This window comes from Acidaminococcus sp. CAG:542 (assembly GCF_000437815.1).
Classification (GTDB): domain Bacteria; phylum Bacillota; class Negativicutes; order Acidaminococcales; family Acidaminococcaceae; genus Acidaminococcus.
Genome location: NZ_FR902042.1, coordinates 1 through 18,061 on the forward strand (window position 1 = coordinate 1; position 18,061 = coordinate 18,061).

Annotated in this window: 17 protein-coding genes and 1 tRNA gene; all 18 read left to right on the forward strand. The window is 53.9% G+C overall.

Features of this window, described 5'->3' with window-relative positions; translation table 11 throughout:
* Positions 1–164 precede the first annotated feature (164 nt).
* Entirely contained in the window at positions 165–1,433 is a 1,269-nt protein-coding gene (gene uraA, locus QVO43_RS02735; protein ID WP_022487071.1) for a uracil permease, read from the forward strand.
* Between the two features lie 78 nt (positions 1,434–1,511).
* Positions 1,512–3,056: a glutamine-hydrolyzing GMP synthase gene (gene guaA / locus QVO43_RS02740; protein ID WP_022487072.1), complete on the forward strand. Its 1,545-nt coding sequence runs from the start codon at positions 1,512–1,514 to the stop codon at positions 3,054–3,056.
* Between the two features lie 440 nt (positions 3,057–3,496).
* Positions 3,497–4,531, forward strand: coding sequence for a threonine aldolase family protein (locus tag QVO43_RS02745; protein WP_022487073.1), 1,035 nt, complete (start codon positions 3,497–3,499; stop codon positions 4,529–4,531).
* A 354-nt stretch (positions 4,532–4,885) separates the two neighbouring features.
* Complete coding sequence (locus QVO43_RS02750; RefSeq protein WP_022487074.1) at positions 4,886–5,209, forward strand: ArsR/SmtB family transcription factor; 324 nt, start codon at positions 4,886–4,888, stop codon at positions 5,207–5,209.
* The gene (locus QVO43_RS02755) at positions 5,206–5,790 is read left to right on the forward strand and encodes a chromate transporter (RefSeq protein WP_022487075.1); all 585 of its coding nucleotides are present in this window, start codon (positions 5,206–5,208) and stop codon (positions 5,788–5,790) included. The genes QVO43_RS02750 and QVO43_RS02755 overlap by 4 nt, the downstream gene beginning before the upstream one ends.
* A complete protein-coding gene (locus tag QVO43_RS02760; RefSeq protein WP_022487076.1) occupies positions 5,787–6,350 on the forward strand; it encodes a chromate transporter in 564 nt (187 codons plus the stop codon). The genes QVO43_RS02755 and QVO43_RS02760 overlap by 4 nt, the downstream gene beginning before the upstream one ends.
* A 417-nt stretch (positions 6,351–6,767) precedes the next feature.
* Positions 6,768–7,718, forward strand: coding sequence for a DUF542 domain-containing protein (locus QVO43_RS02765; protein WP_022487077.1), 951 nt, complete (start codon positions 6,768–6,770; stop codon positions 7,716–7,718).
* A gap of 334 nt (positions 7,719–8,052) precedes the next feature.
* On the forward strand, positions 8,053–10,566 hold the full coding sequence (locus QVO43_RS02770) for an excinuclease ABC subunit A (protein ID WP_022487078.1): 2,514 nt from the start codon (positions 8,053–8,055) through the stop codon (positions 10,564–10,566).
* A gap of 196 nt (positions 10,567–10,762) precedes the next feature.
* Positions 10,763–11,155 (forward strand): PAS domain S-box protein, encoded by a 393-nt coding sequence (locus QVO43_RS02775; RefSeq protein ID WP_154487914.1) that lies wholly within the window; start codon positions 10,763–10,765, stop codon positions 11,153–11,155.
* 5 nt (positions 11,156–11,160) lie between these two features.
* Positions 11,161–13,605: an EAL domain-containing protein gene (locus QVO43_RS02780; RefSeq protein ID WP_022487080.1), complete on the forward strand. Its 2,445-nt coding sequence runs from the start codon at positions 11,161–11,163 to the stop codon at positions 13,603–13,605.
* Between the two features lie 141 nt (positions 13,606–13,746).
* Positions 13,747–14,184: an Rrf2 family transcriptional regulator gene (locus QVO43_RS02785; RefSeq protein WP_022487081.1), complete on the forward strand. Its 438-nt coding sequence runs from the start codon at positions 13,747–13,749 to the stop codon at positions 14,182–14,184.
* A gap of 63 nt (positions 14,185–14,247) precedes the next feature.
* Positions 14,248–14,322: transfer RNA gene (locus tag QVO43_RS02790), tRNA-Arg, on the forward strand.
* Between the two features lie 159 nt (positions 14,323–14,481).
* The gene (locus QVO43_RS02795; protein WP_022487082.1) at positions 14,482–14,904 is read left to right on the forward strand and encodes an acyl-CoA thioesterase; all 423 of its coding nucleotides are present in this window, start codon (positions 14,482–14,484) and stop codon (positions 14,902–14,904) included.
* A complete protein-coding gene (locus QVO43_RS02800; RefSeq protein ID WP_022487083.1) occupies positions 14,901–15,440 on the forward strand; it encodes a hypothetical protein in 540 nt (179 codons plus the stop codon). Before QVO43_RS02795 ends, QVO43_RS02800 begins: the two co-directional genes overlap by 4 nt.
* Positions 15,433–16,077: a coenzyme F420-0:L-glutamate ligase gene (locus QVO43_RS02805; RefSeq protein ID WP_022487084.1), complete on the forward strand. Its 645-nt coding sequence runs from the start codon at positions 15,433–15,435 to the stop codon at positions 16,075–16,077. The genes QVO43_RS02800 and QVO43_RS02805 overlap by 8 nt, the downstream gene beginning before the upstream one ends.
* A gap of 369 nt (positions 16,078–16,446) precedes the next feature.
* A complete protein-coding gene (gene rdgB, locus QVO43_RS02810; protein WP_022487085.1) occupies positions 16,447–17,040 on the forward strand; it encodes an RdgB/HAM1 family non-canonical purine NTP pyrophosphatase in 594 nt (197 codons plus the stop codon).
* The gene (locus tag QVO43_RS02815) at positions 17,019–17,519 is read left to right on the forward strand and encodes a metallophosphoesterase (RefSeq protein ID WP_288174398.1); all 501 of its coding nucleotides are present in this window, start codon (positions 17,019–17,021) and stop codon (positions 17,517–17,519) included. Before rdgB ends, QVO43_RS02815 begins: the two co-directional genes overlap by 22 nt.
* A 17-nt stretch (positions 17,520–17,536) precedes the next feature.
* Positions 17,537–18,061, forward strand: a 525-nt coding sequence (locus tag QVO43_RS02820; RefSeq protein ID WP_369678670.1) for an NAD(P)-dependent malic enzyme, incomplete at its 3' end; no start/stop codon positions are given.

Sequence of the window (18,061 nt, forward strand, 5' to 3'; positions counted from 1 at the left end):
TAAGCAACAGTCCTTTTTTCAGCTTCCGGAGATTTCGGGAAAACCGTATGAACCCTGGAGAGCCGCCGGCCGGGCGGCCCCCAGAATGTACCAACATTCCTTTCTTCTTCCCTGCCGGATATGGTAAAATAAAAGAAATGAAAAGAAAAAAGGAGTCATGATCCATGGAAGAACGACGAATCATCCACGTGGAAGAAAAGCTTCCGGTCCTGGAAACCATCCCTCTGAGCCTGCAGCATCTGTTTGCCATGTTCGGTTCCACCGTACTGGTGCCTTTTCTCCTGCACGTGGACCCTGCCACCGCCCTGTTTATGAACGGGGTGGGCACCCTGCTGTATCTGACCATCTGCAAATGGAAGCTCCCGGCCTATCTGGGCTCCAGCTTCGCCTTCATTTCCCCTGTGCTGGCGGTGTGCGCTACCCCGGGGATGACCTATGGAGACGCCCAGGGAGGCTTCATTGCCTTCGGCCTCTGCTTCATCCTGATCGGCCTTATGGTAAAGAAAATCGGTACGGATTGGATCGATGTGCTGTTTCCGCCCGCGGCCATGGGGTCCATTGTGGCCATCATCGGTCTGGAACTGGCGCCCCTGGCTCTCAACATGAGCGGCTTCGTGGATCCGGTCCAGGGGATGACCAACGGTCAGGCCATGACCATTTCCATGTTCACCCTGATTGTGACCATCCTGGCCACCGTCCTGGGCCGGGGATTCATCGCCATCATCCCCATCCTTATCGGGGTGGTGTCCGGCTACGTCCTCAGCTGGTTCATGGGTGTGGTGAACTTCTCTGCGGTGGAAACCGCCGCCTGGTTCTCTTTCCCCACCTTCTACCAGCCCCGGTTCAATGTGTCCGCCATCATGATGATCCTGCCCGCCCTGTTTGTGGTGCTGGCGGAACATCTGGGGCATCTGTTCGTCACCAGCGACATTGTAGGACGTGACCTGATCAAGGATCCCGGGCTCCACCGGTCCCTTATGGCGGATGGTCTTTCCAACGTGCTCTCCGGGCTCCTGGGGTCCACTCCCAATACTACCTACGGGGAAAACATGGGGGTCATGGCCATTACCGGGGTGTACAGCACCTGGGTCATCGGCGGCGCAGCCATTTTCGCCATCCTGTTTTCCTTCATCGGGAAGATCGCTGCGGTGATCCACGGAATCCCCACCCCGGTGATGGGGGGCGTCTGCATCTTATTGTTCGGTTTTATTGCAGCGTCCGGCCTCCGGATGATGGTGGAACGGAAAGTGGACTTTACCCAGCCCAAGAACCTGATCCTCACAGCCGTGACCATGATCAGCGGTCTTTCCGGGGCAGCGGTCCACATCGGGCCCGTCCAGCTGAAAGGCATGGGCCTGGCAACGGTGGTGGCCATCCTGGCCAGCCTGGCCTTTCTGATTTTCGAAAAATTGGGCCTGTCCAACGAAAAATAATCGGATTTGGAATTGAAAGAAACGGCGATTTATAGTATACTGTTTTAAATATTACAAACTACCAAAGGGAGGCAGAGTATGGATAATTTACAGCATGAGGTTGTCCTGGTTGTTGACTTCGGCGCACAGTACAGCCAGCTGATTGCCAGACGAGTTCGTGAATGCGGTGTGTACTGCGAAATCATTCCTTACAATTATACCCTGGACAAGATCAAAGCCAAGAATCCCAAGGCCATCATCCTGTCCGGCGGTCCCAACAGTGTCTATGCAGAAAATACCCCCAGCGTGGATGAGGGCGTTTTCGAAATGGGCATCCCTGTCCTGGGCATCTGCTATGGGGATCAGTTCATGACCAAGGCGCTGGGCGGCAAAGTGGCCCATGCCGGCAGCGGGGAATACGGCAAGACCGCTGTATCCCTTGACAATGAAACCCGTCTCTTCTCCGGTCTGGAAAAGAACAATGTATGCTGGATGAGCCATCAGGACTATGCGGAAAAAGCCCCGGAAGGCTTTACGGTCATTGCTCAGACGGAAGAATGTCCCATCGCTGCCATGCAGAATGAGGACAAGAAACTCTACGGCGTCCAGTTCCATCCGGAAGTGATGCACACTCCCTTTGGGAAGCAGATGTTCTCCAACTTCCTGTTCAATATCTGCAACCTGTCCGGGGATTGGACCATGTCCTCCTTCGCCCAGAACAAGATCCGGGAAATCCGGGAAAAGGTAGGGGACAAGAACGTACTCTGCGCCATGAGCGGCGGTGTGGATTCCTCCGTGGCCGCCGTGCTGGTCCACAAGGCTGTGGGCAAGCAGCTCACCTGCGTGTTTGTGGATCACGGCCTCCTGCGGAAAGACGAAGGAGACCAGGTGGAACAGGTCTTCAAACGGGATTTTGATATGAACCTGATCCGGGTCAACGCCCAGGACCGTTTCCTCAGCAAACTGAAAGGTGTCAGCGACCCTGAAAAGAAACGGAAGATCATCGGGGAAGAATTCATCCGTGTCTTCGAAGAAGAATCCAAAAAGATCGGTCACGTGGACTTCCTGGTCCAGGGGACCATTTATCCTGACGTGGTGGAATCCGGAGGTACCGGCACCTCTGCCACCATCAAGAGCCACCACAATGTAGGCGGCCTGCCCAAAGACATGAAACTGGGCCTCATCGAACCCCTCCGGGAACTGTTCAAGGATGAAGTCCGTGCCGTAGGCGAAGAACTGGGCATTCCCTCTGAACTGGTATGGCGCCAACCCTTCCCGGGTCCTGGCCTGGCCATCCGTGTCCTGGGCGAAGTCACCGAAGAAAAGCTCCACATCGTCCGGGAAGCCGATGCTATTTTCCGGGAAGAAATCGCCAAAGCCGGTCTGGACCGGTCCATCTGGCAGTATTTCGCCTGTCTCCCCAACATTCGCAGTGTCGGTGTCATGGGTGACTTCCGGACCTACAGCAACACCATCGCCCTCCGTGCCGTCAACAGTACCGATGGCATGACCTCCGACTGGTCCCACATTCCCTACCACGTGCTGGACATCGTTTCCAGAAGAATCGTAAACGAAGTCCCCGGGGTAAACCGTGTGGTCTACGATATTACCAGCAAGCCGCCGGCGACTATCGAGTGGGAGTAAGCGGCTGACGCATAACCCAGGCGCGGGATATACACCCATCTACTTTGTCAGCGGGGAATTTGGTCCGCGGCATGTACGTCCATGTACTATGCCACGAACCAAATTCCCCGCTTTCGCGTATCTGGGTACATCTCTCGCACCTGGAAGAAAATCGGGCCCATCTGCTTTGTTGAATTCGCGCATCTGACCTACTCTGGTGCTCAGAGAAAAAATCGAGGGAGAAAAAAGACATCAGACACGGCCGGAGGCCTACAGAGTTCGGATGTCAGCTTGTTGGCTATGGACAGGCTGGAAACTTGCATCTGCATCGGACAAAGCTGACGTCTGCTTTCTGAGAGACCCGTGAGGGCCGGTTCCGACGTCTTTTAAGGGATTTAGGACAAAGGGCTGGATTTATGATAGAATCAAGGGGTAAATCATCTTTTTAGGGAGGACTTATCATGATCCGATTCAACAATGACTACAACCACGGGGCCCATCCCAACATCCTGGAAGCCCTGGTCCGTACCAACGATACCCAGTTCAGCGGTTATGGTACCGATGAATGGTGTGACAAGGCAGAAAAAATGATCCTGGACTTGTGCCAGTGTCCCCAGGGCAAAGTGTATTTCTTCCCAGGAGCCACCCAGGTGAACCTGGTGACCATCGCGGCCTTTCTGAGCTCCTGTGACAGTGTGGTCTGTGCTTCCACCGGTCACATCAATGGCCATGAATGTGCTTCTATCGAAAATACCGGCCACAAGATCCTGGCTTTGCCCCAGAAAGACGGGAAAATCACCGCCGCCCAGATTGAACAGGAAGTCCGGTCCTATTATGATGCCGGTGAACCGGAATGGCTCACTCGGCCTTCAATGGTCTATATTTCTTTCACCACTGAATACGGCACCCTGTATTCCAAAGCGGAACTTACCGCCATTTCAGAAGTCTGCCGGAAATATGGGATGGCTCTCTTTGTAGACGGAGCCCGGCTGGCCTATGGATTGGCTGCTCCGGACAATGACCTGACCCTGCCGGATATGGCCCAGCTTACGGACGCTTTTTACCTGGGCGGCACCAAATGCGGCGCCTTCTTTGGGGAAGCGCTGGTCCTTACTCATCCGGAAGCTGTCCGCCGGTTCAAGGCCCATATGAAACAGAGCGGAGCCGTCCTGGCTAAAGGCTGGCTTCTGGGCCTTCAGTTCTATACTCTGCTCCGGGATGGCCTGTATTTCAAACTGGCTGCCCGGGCGGATGCCTTTGCCCTTCGGATCCGGGAAGCCTTCCGGCAGAAGGGGATTCCTGAATACGTGGTCAGTCCCACTAACCAGCAGTTTGTGGTCCTCACTCCGGAACAGGCGGAAAAATTGGCCCAAAAATATGTTTTTGAAAAAGAAGGGAACCTGGAAGACGGCCGGTTGGTAGTCCGCTTCTGCACCTCCTGGAGTACGGAGGAGGGGGAGGTGGAGGCGCTTATCGCCGACATCGCCGACGCATAACCCAGGCGCACGAGATGAGCCCATCTGCTTTGTCAGGGGAGATTTTGGAGCCGGGCATATACTTCCATGTATTATGCCCAACTCCAAAATCTCCCCTTTCGCGCATCTGGACCCATCTCGTGCGCCTGGCCGGAATCCATGGGACATGCACCCATCTACTTTGTCAGCAACGGATTTTGACTGTGGCATGTACGTCTTTGTACTATGCCACGAACCAAATCCCTGTTTTCGCGTATCTGGGCACATCTCCTGTACCTTACGGCCTTTCAGAGGGATTAAAAATTAATTCAGTATTTACTAAATTAAAATAATCTGTTATATTTAAGTAAATACTAAATCAAAGAAGGTGGAATTATGGAACTTGACCGTATATTGAAGGCACTGGGAGAACCCATGCGGCTGAAGATCTATCAGGCACTTTTGGAAAGGAAGCACTGCGTCCGGTCTCTTTCCAAAAAGTTCGGGATCTCGGAATCGGCCATTTCACAGCATTTGAAGATTATGAGGGAAGCAGGTTTGGTCTATGGAGAAAAGTACGGCTATCATATGCACTATCTGCCGGACCAAGAAGCCATCGACTTCCTGGCGGAGCAGGTGGAACAGATGCGGAGGGATTCTCTGCAGGTGGACCGTGAGCAAAAAGCCTGCCAATGTGAATATCGGGGGAAAAAAGCATGAACCAGAATCAGCTCAGGGATTTGTTTTTGACTTTTGCCCAAATCGGACTGTTTACCTTTGGGGGCGGGTATGCCATGATTTCCATGATCGAGCACAGCTGTGTGGAAGAAAAGAACTGGATCACCCATGAGGAACTGATGGATATTACCGTAATCGCAGAATCCACGCCCGGTCCCATCGCCATCAACTGTGCCACCTTTACCGGATATAAGCAGGCCGGATTGGCGGGAGCTTTTGCAGCTACTTTTGGCATCGTCGTCCCTCCTTTTCTGGTCATTTTGGCCGCTTCGCTGTTCCTGTATGATTTCTTTACGTGGAAACTGCTGGCTGCCGCATTCCAGGGAATCAAGATCGCTGTGGGGCTTTTGATTTTGGAGGCAGCCATGATGATGCTGAGAAAAGGCGCCAGGACGTGGCTGTCACGGGGCATCCTCCTGGGTTCCTGTTTGGCCATGCTCTGCAGCGATATCTATGGTCTACCAATTTCTTCCATCCGGCTGATGCTCCTGGCAGCAGGAATCAGTCTGGCAGTTTCCAGGCTGCAGGCGCCATCCCATCAAGAAGGTGGTGGCGGAAAATGATCTATCTGGATTTATTTGCAGGATTTTTGAAAGTCGGATGTTTTGCCTTCGGAGGTGCATATGGTGCGATCCCTCTGATCCGGGACGTCGTCCTGTCCTACGGCTGGCTGAATGACGACATGCTGACCTATATGATTGCCGTCAGTGAAAGTACCCCGGGACCGATTATGGTCAATCTGGCGACTTATGTAGGAAGCAGCCAGGGAGGCTTTCTGGGAGCCATCACCGCGACAGCCGCCGTTGTCCTGCCTTCGTTCCTGATCATCATTCTGGTTACGGCAATACTCCATCACCTGCTGGACAACCGATATATCCAGAGTCTTTTGCGAGGGATGAAACCCTGCGTGACGGGTATCGTGCTGGCGACTGGCCTCTATATGACCTTCCAGCATTGCCTCGGCCAAGGGAAGCAGCCCCAACAGGCGTTCCAGGCACTTTTTGTGATTCTTGGCCTGATTTTGGGAAAAAGGGGTTACCAGCGGGCTATGAAAAAGAAGCTTTCACCCGTTGGGCTGATCTTGGCTTCCGCTGTTCTGGGCGTAATAGTCTATGGAGGGTAGAAAGGAGGCAAGACGCTGTCGGAACCGGACAGATCCCTTCCAGCTATTCATCTGATCGACGGATCCATTTTCTTTCCCTTCCACTTTCCTCGCCGATATTCCCAGCCAGAAAGCAGGAAATTGGCCAGCCAGCCCAGGGAGACGACGTACCAGACGAAGGGGAGGCCGAAGCGGGGGCCAGGGCCATGGCTAGGCTGACCCGGAGTCCTAAGTTGACCAAGTTGGCGATGGTGAACATCTGCATATCGCCGGCCCCTCGGAGGACCCCATCCACAGACATCTTCATGCCGATGAAGCAGAAGAAAAAGCACATGAATAAGTTACTCTATGCAGTTGTCATGGCAACGGAATTATTTCTACTAATCTACTATACTTAGACCATCAAACAAACACCAAACAAATTGGGAGGAATGTTCCATGATTACTGTGAAGAATACTTTGGCTGACGTTGTCCGGGATTATCCCCAGACCATTCCCTTTTTCAATGAACTCCACCTGGATTACTGCTGCGGCGGGGGAATCCCTCTGGAAGAAGCTGTGAAGAATACGGATCTGGATGCGGAAAAGGTGGTGGCGGACCTGAATGAATTCATTGCCGCCCACAGCGCTAAAACCGGCAGCCAGCAGGAATCCCTGGAACGGTTCAAGAACCTTTCCATCCCTGACATGCTCCAGGACCTGGAAGCCACTCACCATGTGGATGAACGGAAATACATGGCAGAAATCGAAACGGACCTGAACAAGATCCTCCTGGTCCATTTCGTCCACCACGGGGAACTGCTCACCCGCCTCCATCATCTCTACGGTACTCTGAAAACTGAACTGGAAGAACATTTTGCCCGGGAAGAACGGATGGTGTTCCCGCTGATGCGGTCCTATCCCCAGCCCAACCTGGAAGTCCTCACCCTGATCCAGAACCTGGAAAAAGATCATTCTGCCGCCGGGGACATCATCAAGGAAATCGAATCCCTCACCGATCATTTCACCGCTCCTGCTGATGCCTGTGCCACTTTCAAACGGACCTATCAGTTGCTGGAAGAATTCATCAATGACGTATTCGTCCACATCTTCAAGGAAAACTCCATTGTCTTCCCGGAATATGCGGAAAAAGCGCCCAGCCAGGAAGAACTGGACCGTCAGGTGGAAGTGACCCTGGAACAGGAAGCCGGCAGCAACAGCAACACCTGCGGGTACTGTGAAAGCGAAAATGGGGAAGAAAAGAGCCCGGTGCTCTTTGAATGCGGCAACTGCGGTGCTCTGTACTGCAATGACTGCGGAGAAACCGGCTGCCCCAGTTGCGGCGCTTCCTTCAGCCACGCCCATCCTTTGGAATACTCGGGGAGCAGTTGGAATCCGAACCAGGACTAGGCAATAAAAGGGCTAACGCATAACCCCGGGGCACAATGAGGGCCCATCTGCTTTGTCAGCGGGAGATTTGGATCGCGGCATGTACGCTTATGTACTATGCCACAATCCACATCTCCCGCTTTCGTGCATCTGGGCCCTTCTTGTGCCCCGGCCAAAATTCGTAGGATATGCACCCATCTGCTTTCGCGTATCTGGGTACATCTCCCGCGCCTGGAGAGAGCTGCAGGAACGGGAGGCTCCGGCGGCATTTTGCCAGAGGCCCTGTCTCAACGTTTTTTTAATGATCTGTATTATGATAGATGCAAAGGCTTTCAAGCAAAGGAGATAATGCTGCATGAGCACAAAACACATCCCTTCCATCCCTGACCACATTGAGGTCCGGGGCGCCAGGGTGCATAACCTGAAAAATATCGACGTGGACATCCCTCTCCACAAAATCGTGGGAATTGCCGGGGTGTCCGGGTCCGGGAAATCCTCCCTGGCCCTGGGGGTCCTGTATGCGGAAGGATCCCGGCGGTATCTGGAATCCCTTTCCACCTACACCCGGCGCCGGATGACCCAGGCGGAACGGGCGGACGTAGAGGAGATACGGTATGTACCAGCTGCCCTCGCCCTCCATCAGCGCCCGGGTGTCCCCGGCATCCGCAGTACTTTTGGGACCCTTTCTGAACTGTTGAACAGCCTGCGTCTCATGTTTTCCCGGCTGGGGAGCCACCGCTGTCCCAATGGCCATTACTGCCCGCCCTCTTTCGCTGTGGCGGCCATGCAGGAAATCACCTGTCCGGTATGCGGTGAGAAATTCTATGGTCCCGGAGCGGAGGAACTGGCCTTTAACAGTACAGGCGCCTGTCCTGCCTGCGGCGGAACAGGGATTGTCCAAAATGTAAACGAGGCGGCCCTGGTACCGGATGATTCCAAAACCATCGATGAAGGCGCAGTGGTGGTTTGGGGAACTCTTATGTGGTCACTGATGAAAGACATTGTTCGGACCATGGGGGTCCGGACAAATGTCCCTTTTCGTGATCTGACCCCGGAGGAGAAAGAAATCGTCTATCACGGCGAACTGAAGAAACATCATATCCATTATGTCAATCCCAATACTCTGGAGCCGGCAGAGATGGATTTCACCTACTACAGTGCAGTCAATTCCGTGAAAAATTCCCTGGCCAAGGTCAAAGACGAAAAGGGGATGAAACGGCTGGAAAAATATCTGGAAGAAGATGTCTGTCCGGACTGCCATGGCACCAGACTGTCAGAAGCCGCCCGTGCGCCGCGGCTCAGAGGAATCGGGCTGGATCAGGCAGCTGCCATGACCCTTTCGGAACTGATTCCCTGGGTCCAGGGGGTTCCGGCATCTTTGCCCGAAAAAATGCGCCCCATGGCTGAAAGCATCTGTGAGTCCTTCCTGGATGTTTCCAAGCGGCTGATGGACCTGGGTCTGGGATACCTTTCCCTTGACAGGGCGGGGTCCACGCTGTCCACAGGAGAACGGCAGCGGGTGCAGCTGGCCAGGGCAGTACGGAACCGTACCACAGGTGTACTCTATGTCCTTGATGAACCGTCTATCGGTCTCCATCCTTTTAACCTCAAGGGCCTTACAGGGGTCATGGACGACCTGCTGGCAGACGGAAACTCCATCGTAATTGTTGACCATGACACCCAGGTCCTGAAACACGCTGACTGGCTGATCGAGATGGGAAAAGGTGCGGGAGCAGAGGGCGGTACGGTGATTTCCCAGGGAAAGGTCGCCGATGTGGCAAAAAATCCGGAATCGGTCATAGGTCCTTTTCTTTCCGATCAATATACATCAAGAATCCGTCCAGTGACAGAAAAGGATTCTTTGTTCGCCAAAGGGACCATCCATCTGGAAACAGGAAAAATCCACACAGTACATCCTTTGCAGGTGAAGATCCCTATGGGACGGCTCACTGTTGTAACCGGTGTCTCAGGCTCCGGCAAAACCACTCTGATCCTGGAGAGCCTGATACCGGCGCTCCAGGCAAAAATCAACGGACAGAAACTGCCAGGACATATTGAAAGTATTGAGGCAGAAGGAATCACGCAGGTCAAGCTGATCGATGCGGCACCGATCGGGATCAATGTGCGTTCTACGGTGGCAACTTATGCCAATGTCCACGACGGGCTGAGAAAACTATATGCCAGGACAGCAGAGGCGAAGGAACAGTCCTGCAAAGCCGGTGATTTCTCATATAATACAGGAAAACTCCGCTGCCCCACCTGTGATGGCACAGGGGAAATCTCGCTGGACGTCCAATTCCTGCCGGATGTAAAGATTCCCTGTCCGGACTGCAGAGGATCCCGCTACAGCCAGCAAGCTTTTCACATCCGCCGCAAAGCCCGGGACGGAAACCTCTACAGCCTGCCAGAACTCATGAATATGAGCGTGGATCAGGTGCTGCAGGCACTGGGGGGATTGAAGCTCCTCCAGCAGAGGCTTCAGGTCCTCCACGACCTGGGTCTGGGGTATCTGACACTGGGAGAAGAAACACCGGGACTTTCCGGTGGGGAAGCCCAGCGGCTGAAGCTTGCCAGTGAAATGGGAAAAGGACAGAGTGATTCCGTGTTCATTTTCGATGAACCGACCATCGGCCTTCATCCCCAGGATGTAAGGAAGCTTTTACATGTTTTCCAGACCCTGATCGACCATGGGGCCACGGTAGTGGTCATCGAACATGACCTTGATGTGATCAGGAATGCTGATTACATTATCGACATGGGGCCGGGCGGCGGCTGCCAGGGCGGCAGGATCGTGGCTGCCGGGACTCCGGAAGAGGTGGAGCGGTGTAAGGAGAGCCGAACCGGATTCTTTTTGCGGTCTGACGCCTGAATTCTGAAAAGGGGTGTGAAAAAATTCGCACGCCCAACCGCGGGGTGCGAGTCTCGGTGCTGATTTCTTTTCTCTGTTCGATTGTGGACTTTTATGTAAAATTCCCTTATAATATGGATAAAAGTCATCTGTTTTGTCAAATTACGGAAACAGTATGAACAATCAGGAGACAGCGGGTGATTCCATGGATATTCAAATGACAGAATTGCTTCAGAAGATGGTGGATGAAGCTCCTTTTGGCATGTATGTGCTGGATACGGAACGGAAAATCCTTTTCTGGAGTGGGGGTGCCGAGCGCATTACCGGATACAGCCGGGAGGAAATGGTGGGCCGTCACTGTTATGAAGGAGAACTGGACCACATCGACCAGGAGGGGACTCATCTGTGCCATGATTTCTGCCCCATGCTGGCCACCATCTATGATGGGCAGTCACGGCAGCAGCCCGTGTTCCTGAAAGACCGGACCGGCCGGCGGATTCCGGTGATGGTTCATACAGAGCCCCTGTTCAAAGGAGACGAAACCCTGGGCGCCATTGAATACTTCTGGGTTCTCCCGGAAGGCGAATATCCTGTGCCGGAAGAACGGTGATATCCATGACAACAGAACAGACTCTGGATCTTCTCCTCCAGCAGATGCCGGACCATCTGCCGGGAGGAGTTCTGATTTACCGGGACAACAAGCGGGAAGAAATCCTCTATGCCAATCCCTGGCTTCTGTCCATGTTTGGCTGTTCTTCTTTTGATGACTTCCTGGAACTGACAGGGGGGTCTTTTGTTACCCTGGTCCATCCGGAAGACAGGGAACAGGTGGAACGGGACATCCGGCAGCAGATTGCCGGCAGCCGGAGCAAGCTGGATTTCGTCAATTACCGGGTGATCCGGAAGGATGGATCCGTCCGTCGGGTGGAGGAGTTTGGCCATCGGGTGTTCATTCCCGGAGTGGGGGCGGTTTTTTACGTCTTTTTCCTGGACAACGATACCAAATACAAAATCTACGATACGGACTCTCTTACCGGGCTTCCCGGAAAGACCCGGTTCATAAGGCATGCCTCCATGGTACTGGCTTTGGCCGCCCATGATCCCAAGGCCCCGAAAATGGCCCTGGTCTACGTGAATATCCACAACTTCAACCAGTACAACCTGCGCAACGGCAGCGAAAAGGGCAATCAGTTCCTGGTCAGGATGACCGAAGTGCTCCGGGAGAACTTTCCCAACAAGCTGATTTCCCGGTTCATGGACGACCATTTCGTGGTGCTTACCACCCTGCCTTCCCTGGAAAAACAGATTTCTGTGATTTCCAGCCAGATCCACGGTTTGTACGATTCCAGCTGGCTGGATGTGAAATTCGGCATCTATCCTGTGGAAGACGATACCATCCCGGTGGAAAGCGCCTGCGGCATGGCCCAGATGGCCTGCGACAGCATCAAGGACATCCCGGACCGCCATGTATGCTTCTATACCAAAACCATGGGAGAAGCCCGGGATCTGCGGAATTATGTAATCGACCATTTCCGGGAAGCTTTGGAAAAACATTGGATCCAGGTGTATTTCCAGCCGGTGGTCCGGACCATTTCCGGGACCCTTGCCAGTGTGGAAGCTCTGTCCCGGTGGAGAGATCCGGAAAAAGGGATGATATCTCCCGGGATTTTCATCCCCATCCTGGAAGACAGCCGGCAGATCCGGAAACTGGATCTGTATGTGTTGGAAGAAATCTGCCGTCTCTATCAGCAGCAGCTGGCAGAGGGAAAAGTCGTGATCCCGGCTTCCTTCAATCTTTCCCGGATGGATTTCTTCCAGGGATCCATTTTCGAAGATGTGGAAGAGATCCGGAAACAGTATCAGGTGCCCCGGAACATGCTCTACGTGGAAATCACTGAGAGCGTCTTCGTCCATGAAGGAGACGTGCTCCATCAGGAAATCCAGCGGTTCCGGCAGGCCGGATACGAAGTATGGATGGATGATTTCGGCAGCGGGTATTCTTCTCTGAATACCTTGAAAAATTATCGCTTTGATGAAATCAAAATCGACATGGCCTTTTTGTCCCAGTTTACGGAAAAATCCCAGAACATCATCAAGGCCATTATCCGGATGGCCAAAGAAATCGGCATCCACACCCTGATGGAAGGGGTGGAGACCCGGGAGCACGCGGAATTTGCCCGGTCCATCGGCTGCGAACTGCTCCAGGGATATTATTATGGAAGACCCATGTCTTTTGGAGAATTGAGCCAGGCCTATCAGGAAAACCACTGGCAGGTGGAAACTCCTGAACTCCGCCGGTATTATGGAGCCCTGGGGCCTGTGGATTTCCAGACGGACAAGCCCATGGCCGTGGCGGAAGTGGGCCGGAACCGTTTCCGCTATCTGTTTGCCAATGAGGAATATGGGACCACCATCCAATCCGCCGGTATGGACAGCCTGCGGCAGAGTGCCGTGCTCGTCAATGCCCAGGCGGGGCCCATCAGCAAGAACATCCAGAACTTCCTGACGGATGTGGTCAGCAGCCGTACCGGAAAAGATCTGACCTATACGGTGAACGGGCAGTACATGCAGCTGAAGGCCAACCACCTGGCTTCCCATGATCAGCATCACCTGGTCCTGCTCCATCTTACCAATTTCACCATCCAAAAAGAAAAAGGCCTTGCCGGCGACCTGGACTGGGTCATCCGGAATATGATGTATTTGTATCGGCATGTTTTCCTGGTGGATACGAAAGATGATATGGTCATCCCTCTGGTGATGAATTCACCGTTCCGGAAGTATTTGTTCCAAAAACGGTCCGGTGTCCGGGAACTGGTCCAGGAGTACGTGGAGACCATGATCCATCCTTCAGACCGGGACCGATTCCTGGCCTTCAACGATTCTTACTCTTTGATGGAACGGATCCGGAAAAGCCCGGAAGGGATGATTTCCGGCGGTTTCCGGACCCTTGGCAACGACGGGGAGTACCACTGGGACATCCATTCCATTTTTCCGGCCATCCGGAAGGGAAAGGTGTATCTGTTGTATACGGCGAGACATTTTCCCAAGGCTGACGCATAGTCCCTGGGCACAGGAGGCTAACGCATAACCCAGGCGGGGGATATGCACCTTTTGTTTTGTCAGCAGCGGATTTTGCCTGTGGCATGTACGTCCCCGGCTTGCTATAATAGGGACAGAATCACAGGAAAGGAACGGACCCATATGCAGGTATCGACCAAATTCACCATTGCCATCCATATCCTGGCAGCGGCGTCCTATTTTGGAAAGGATTACAAAATCACCAGCGAGTTCCTGGCCGGCAGCATCGGCTGCAACCCGGTGATCGTCCGGAACCTTATGAAGCAGCTGAAGGAAGCCGGACTGATCTCTGTCCGCCGGGGGCCCGGGGGTGTGGAGGTGACCCGTCCTCTGGACCAGATCACCTTCTGGGATGTGTATGACGCAGTGGAAACCAGCAAAGACCAGCTGTTCAATTTCCACGACAGTCCCAATCCCCGTTGTCCGGTGGGACGAAACATCCACAAAGCCCTGGATGGGAAACTCCAGGACATCCAGAAACAGTTCGAACAGGAACTCCGCCGGCACAATCTGGCGGAAGTGGTAGGGGACCTGGCCAGTGCCATTCAAAAAGAATCATAAAAAAATAAAAAAAGCCTTGCATCTTTCTGGACTCTCTGCTATAATAACATTCGTTCGGTAAACACGCCCGTAGCTCAGTGGATAGAGCAACGGCCTCCGGAGCCGTGTGCGGTGGTTCGATTCCACTCGGGCGTACCATTAAAATCTACCTCATAGTTCGCGTCAGCGGGGTATGAGGTTTTTTGTTGCCCGGTTGTTTTTTCAGAAAGCTGGAAAAGACAAAACGTGGTATAATGAAAAAGCTGTCAATCCATGGCTGGCTTGTGAACAGCCGTGAGGGAGAAAAGAGGTTATGCCGTGGTTAGTATTACAGATCGAGTGCGTTTTTCAGAAACGGATCTGATGGCGGTAGTCCATCACACCAATTATCTCCGCTGGTTCGAAATGGGCCGTGTGGCCTGGTTCCGCCAGGCGGGCATCGACCTGAACGGACTCCATGAGGCCGGTTTTATGGTCCCCATTGTGGAAGTCCAGTGCAAATACCGGCAGTCAGCCCGGTTTGACGATGTGTATGAGATCCAGACTACTCTCAAAGCCTGCAGCCGGGTAATGATCCAGTTCAGCTACCGGATCCTCCGGAAAGCGGACGGGGTCCTGCTGGCGGAAGGCACCTCCAAGAATGCCTTTGTGAACCTGGAGGGGAAGGTAACAAGGCTGACACCTGATTACTATGAAAAACTGCAGCAGCTGGCTGCACAAGAAAGGGAGATCCAACCATGATCAATGTGATTTTGCTGATTCTGGGGCTGTGCGTACTGGGCCTTCTGGTAATGATCGTATACGCTGCCCTGAAACCCACGGATGACACCCGTGTGGTAATGGAGGAAAAGACGCCGCTGAAGCTGGAAAGCTTGGACCACGACAAGGCCGTCCTGTCCTTTGAAGTGCCTCTGCGGAACAAGAGCGCTGAAAGCGCCGCCATCACTGACTGCTTCGTACGGCCGTACCTGCCCCAGGAACAGTTCCCTGATGCCTGGTGTGAAGGCAATGTGGAAAAAAGCGACCGGCGCCGCAGCGACCATTATTTTGAAGCCCTGGTGCTGAAGGAATGGTCTGAATGGAAACTGATCGTCACCCTGACTCTCCGGGCCCGGAACGGCAAGGACATGCGGGAAATCATCACCCGGATGGTGGATATGGATGGAGCCATTTTCGTGTGCGGCGTGGGCCGGAAAGCCCATTACGTACGGAAATTCTTCTTCACCGTATTTGCCGATGAACTGAAAAAACTGGCAGGGGGTGCCTACAATGGCTGAGAAATACGAAATCATTCCAATTCCTACCCGGATCCTCACTGTCCATGACAACATTGTGGATGCTGTCCGGGAATTCGGCGGGGACAAGATCGGTCCCCGGGACGTGGTCTGTGTGGCCGAAAGTGTGGTGGCCATTACCCAGAACCGGGCCATCCGTCCGGAAACCCTGAAGATTTCCTTTGCGGCCAAGGTGCTGAGCCAGCTGTTCCCGGGCGTCGGGAGCATCGGCAACTGGTCCGCCATGCAGAGCCTGCTCAATGAATCCGGCACCCTGAAGGTGCTGTTCGCTGTGGTGGTGGGCTTCTTCGCCAAATGCCTGGGCAAGAACGGGGTGTTCTACCAGCTGGGCGGGGAACAGGCCCGGCTCATCGACGACATCACCGGCACCATGCCTCCCTATGACAAGCACATTGTCCTGGGGCCCAAGAACCCGGTGCGGGTGTCTGAAAGCATCAAGGAAGGTCTGGGGTGCTTCGGCGCCGCCGTGGCTGATGTCAACGACCTGAAACGGTCCTGCTGCCTGGGCTGCACCAAAGGGGTGGATCCCCGTCTGGTGGAAAAAATCCTGATCAACAATCCCTTCGGCAATGACAGCCAGAAGACGCCGATTTGTGTGATCAAGAATTACATCGATTAAGCAGCATTGCTGCTTAATCGATGTAGTCAGGAGTCAGGAGTCGGAAGTCTGGAGCCCAATGATAAATTTGCGGGCAAATTTTTAAATGTGTAAACCGGAACCGTAGGGGCTGCACGCCGGGCAGCCCGCTGAATCATCGATAGTCCGTGCATAGAGCGGGCCGCCGGGCCTGCGGCCCCTACGGTTTTATACAATCAAAAGAAACTGGCCTTCAAGCCAGGTTCTGTCCTGAGGCTTCCGACTTCAGACTCCCGACTTAAAAAGCTGTTGCGCAGGCAACAGCTTTTTTTATCAAATAGAACTTTTTTCCTCTGGATTTATCCTCCCGCAACAGGTACAATAACAGTTATAGAAAAGGTAGGTGAAACGATGTTGGAAGTTGTAATCGCAACCCATAATCTGGGCAAAGTAGAGGAATTCAAGTCGTTGATGGACGAACTCGGCATCACCTTTACCTGCCTCAGCGATTATGCCCCTGTGCCCGAACCGGAAGAAACCGGACGGACTTTTGCGGCCAATGCCCGGCTGAAAGCCCGGTACTATGCCAAGGCCCTGGGCAAGGTCTGCCTGGCCGATGATTCCGGCCTGGAAGTCCTGAGCCTGAAGGGGGCTCCCGGTGTCCGTTCCGCCCGTTATGCCGGCGAAGACGCCACCGATGAAGAAAACAATGAACTGCTCCTGGCCAATATGAAAATGCAGGTCCGGCGGAACTGCCGGTTCTTCTGCGCCCTGGCCATGGCCAACCCGGAAGGGAAGATCCTGGTGGAAAGCGCCGGGATCTGTGACGGGATCCTGCTCCACGAACCTCACGGGACCAACGGCTTCGGCTATGATCCCCTGTTCTGGTCCACGGAGCTCCACAAGCCTCTGGGAGAGGCCACCATGGAAGAAAAGAATGGCATCAGCCATCGGGCCAAGGCCATTCGGAAGCTGGTAAACCAATGGAAAAAAATGAACCGATGAGGATCGGCGTAGTCAGCGATACCCACGGAGACTTCCAGGCCCTGGAACAGGTACTGGAACAGGCCGGGGAAGTGGACCTGTGGCTCCATGCCGGTGACTACAGCCAGGATGCTCCCTATATCGAGGAAATCACCGGCATTCCGGTGTATGCGGTGTGCGGCAACTGCGACAGTTATGAAGATCGGGCCCCGGCGGAACTGGTGACCCGACAGCTGGGGTTCACCCTGGCCATGACCCATGGCCACCGGTATGTCCGGTACAATGACTGGAGCCGTCTGCTGTACTGGGGAGAAGAAAAAAAGGCGGATGTGGTGATTTTCGGCCATATCCATGTACCGGTGAACCGGGAAGAAGACGGAATCCTGCTGATCAACCCCGGCAGTCCCAGCCGTCCCCGGAACGGAGTGCCCAGTTTCGGCATCCTGACCCTGGAAAAGGGGAAAAAACCGGTATTTGAAGTGCAGGAAATGAAAGAGTAGGGAAAGGAGCCAACCAAATGGCAAATACGGAAGATCTGAACAAAGAGGCACTGGAACTCCATGCCAAAAATCACGGGAAACTGGAGGTCCGCTGCAAGGTACCCCTGGAAAATGGACATGACCTGTCCCTGGCCTATACCCCCGGGGTGGCAGAACCCTGCCGGAAAATCAAGGAAAACCCGGACCTGTCCTTTGAATATACCTGCCGGGGCAATATGGTGGCCGTAATCAGCGACGGCACCCGGGTCCTGGGCCTGGGGGACATCGGTCCTGAAGCCGCCATGCCCGTTATGGAAGGGAAGGCCGTCCTGTACAAGAAATTCGGGGACGTGGATTCTGTGCCCATCTGCATCGACACCAAGGATCCGGAAGAATTCGTGAACATTGTGGAAAAACTCCAGCCTTCTTTTGGAGGCATCAATCTGGAAGACATTTCTTCTCCCAAATGCTATGCCATCGAAGCGGAACTGATCAAACGGTGCAAGATCCCTGTGTTCCATGATGATCAGCACGGCACCGCCATCATTGCCTGCGCCGCCATT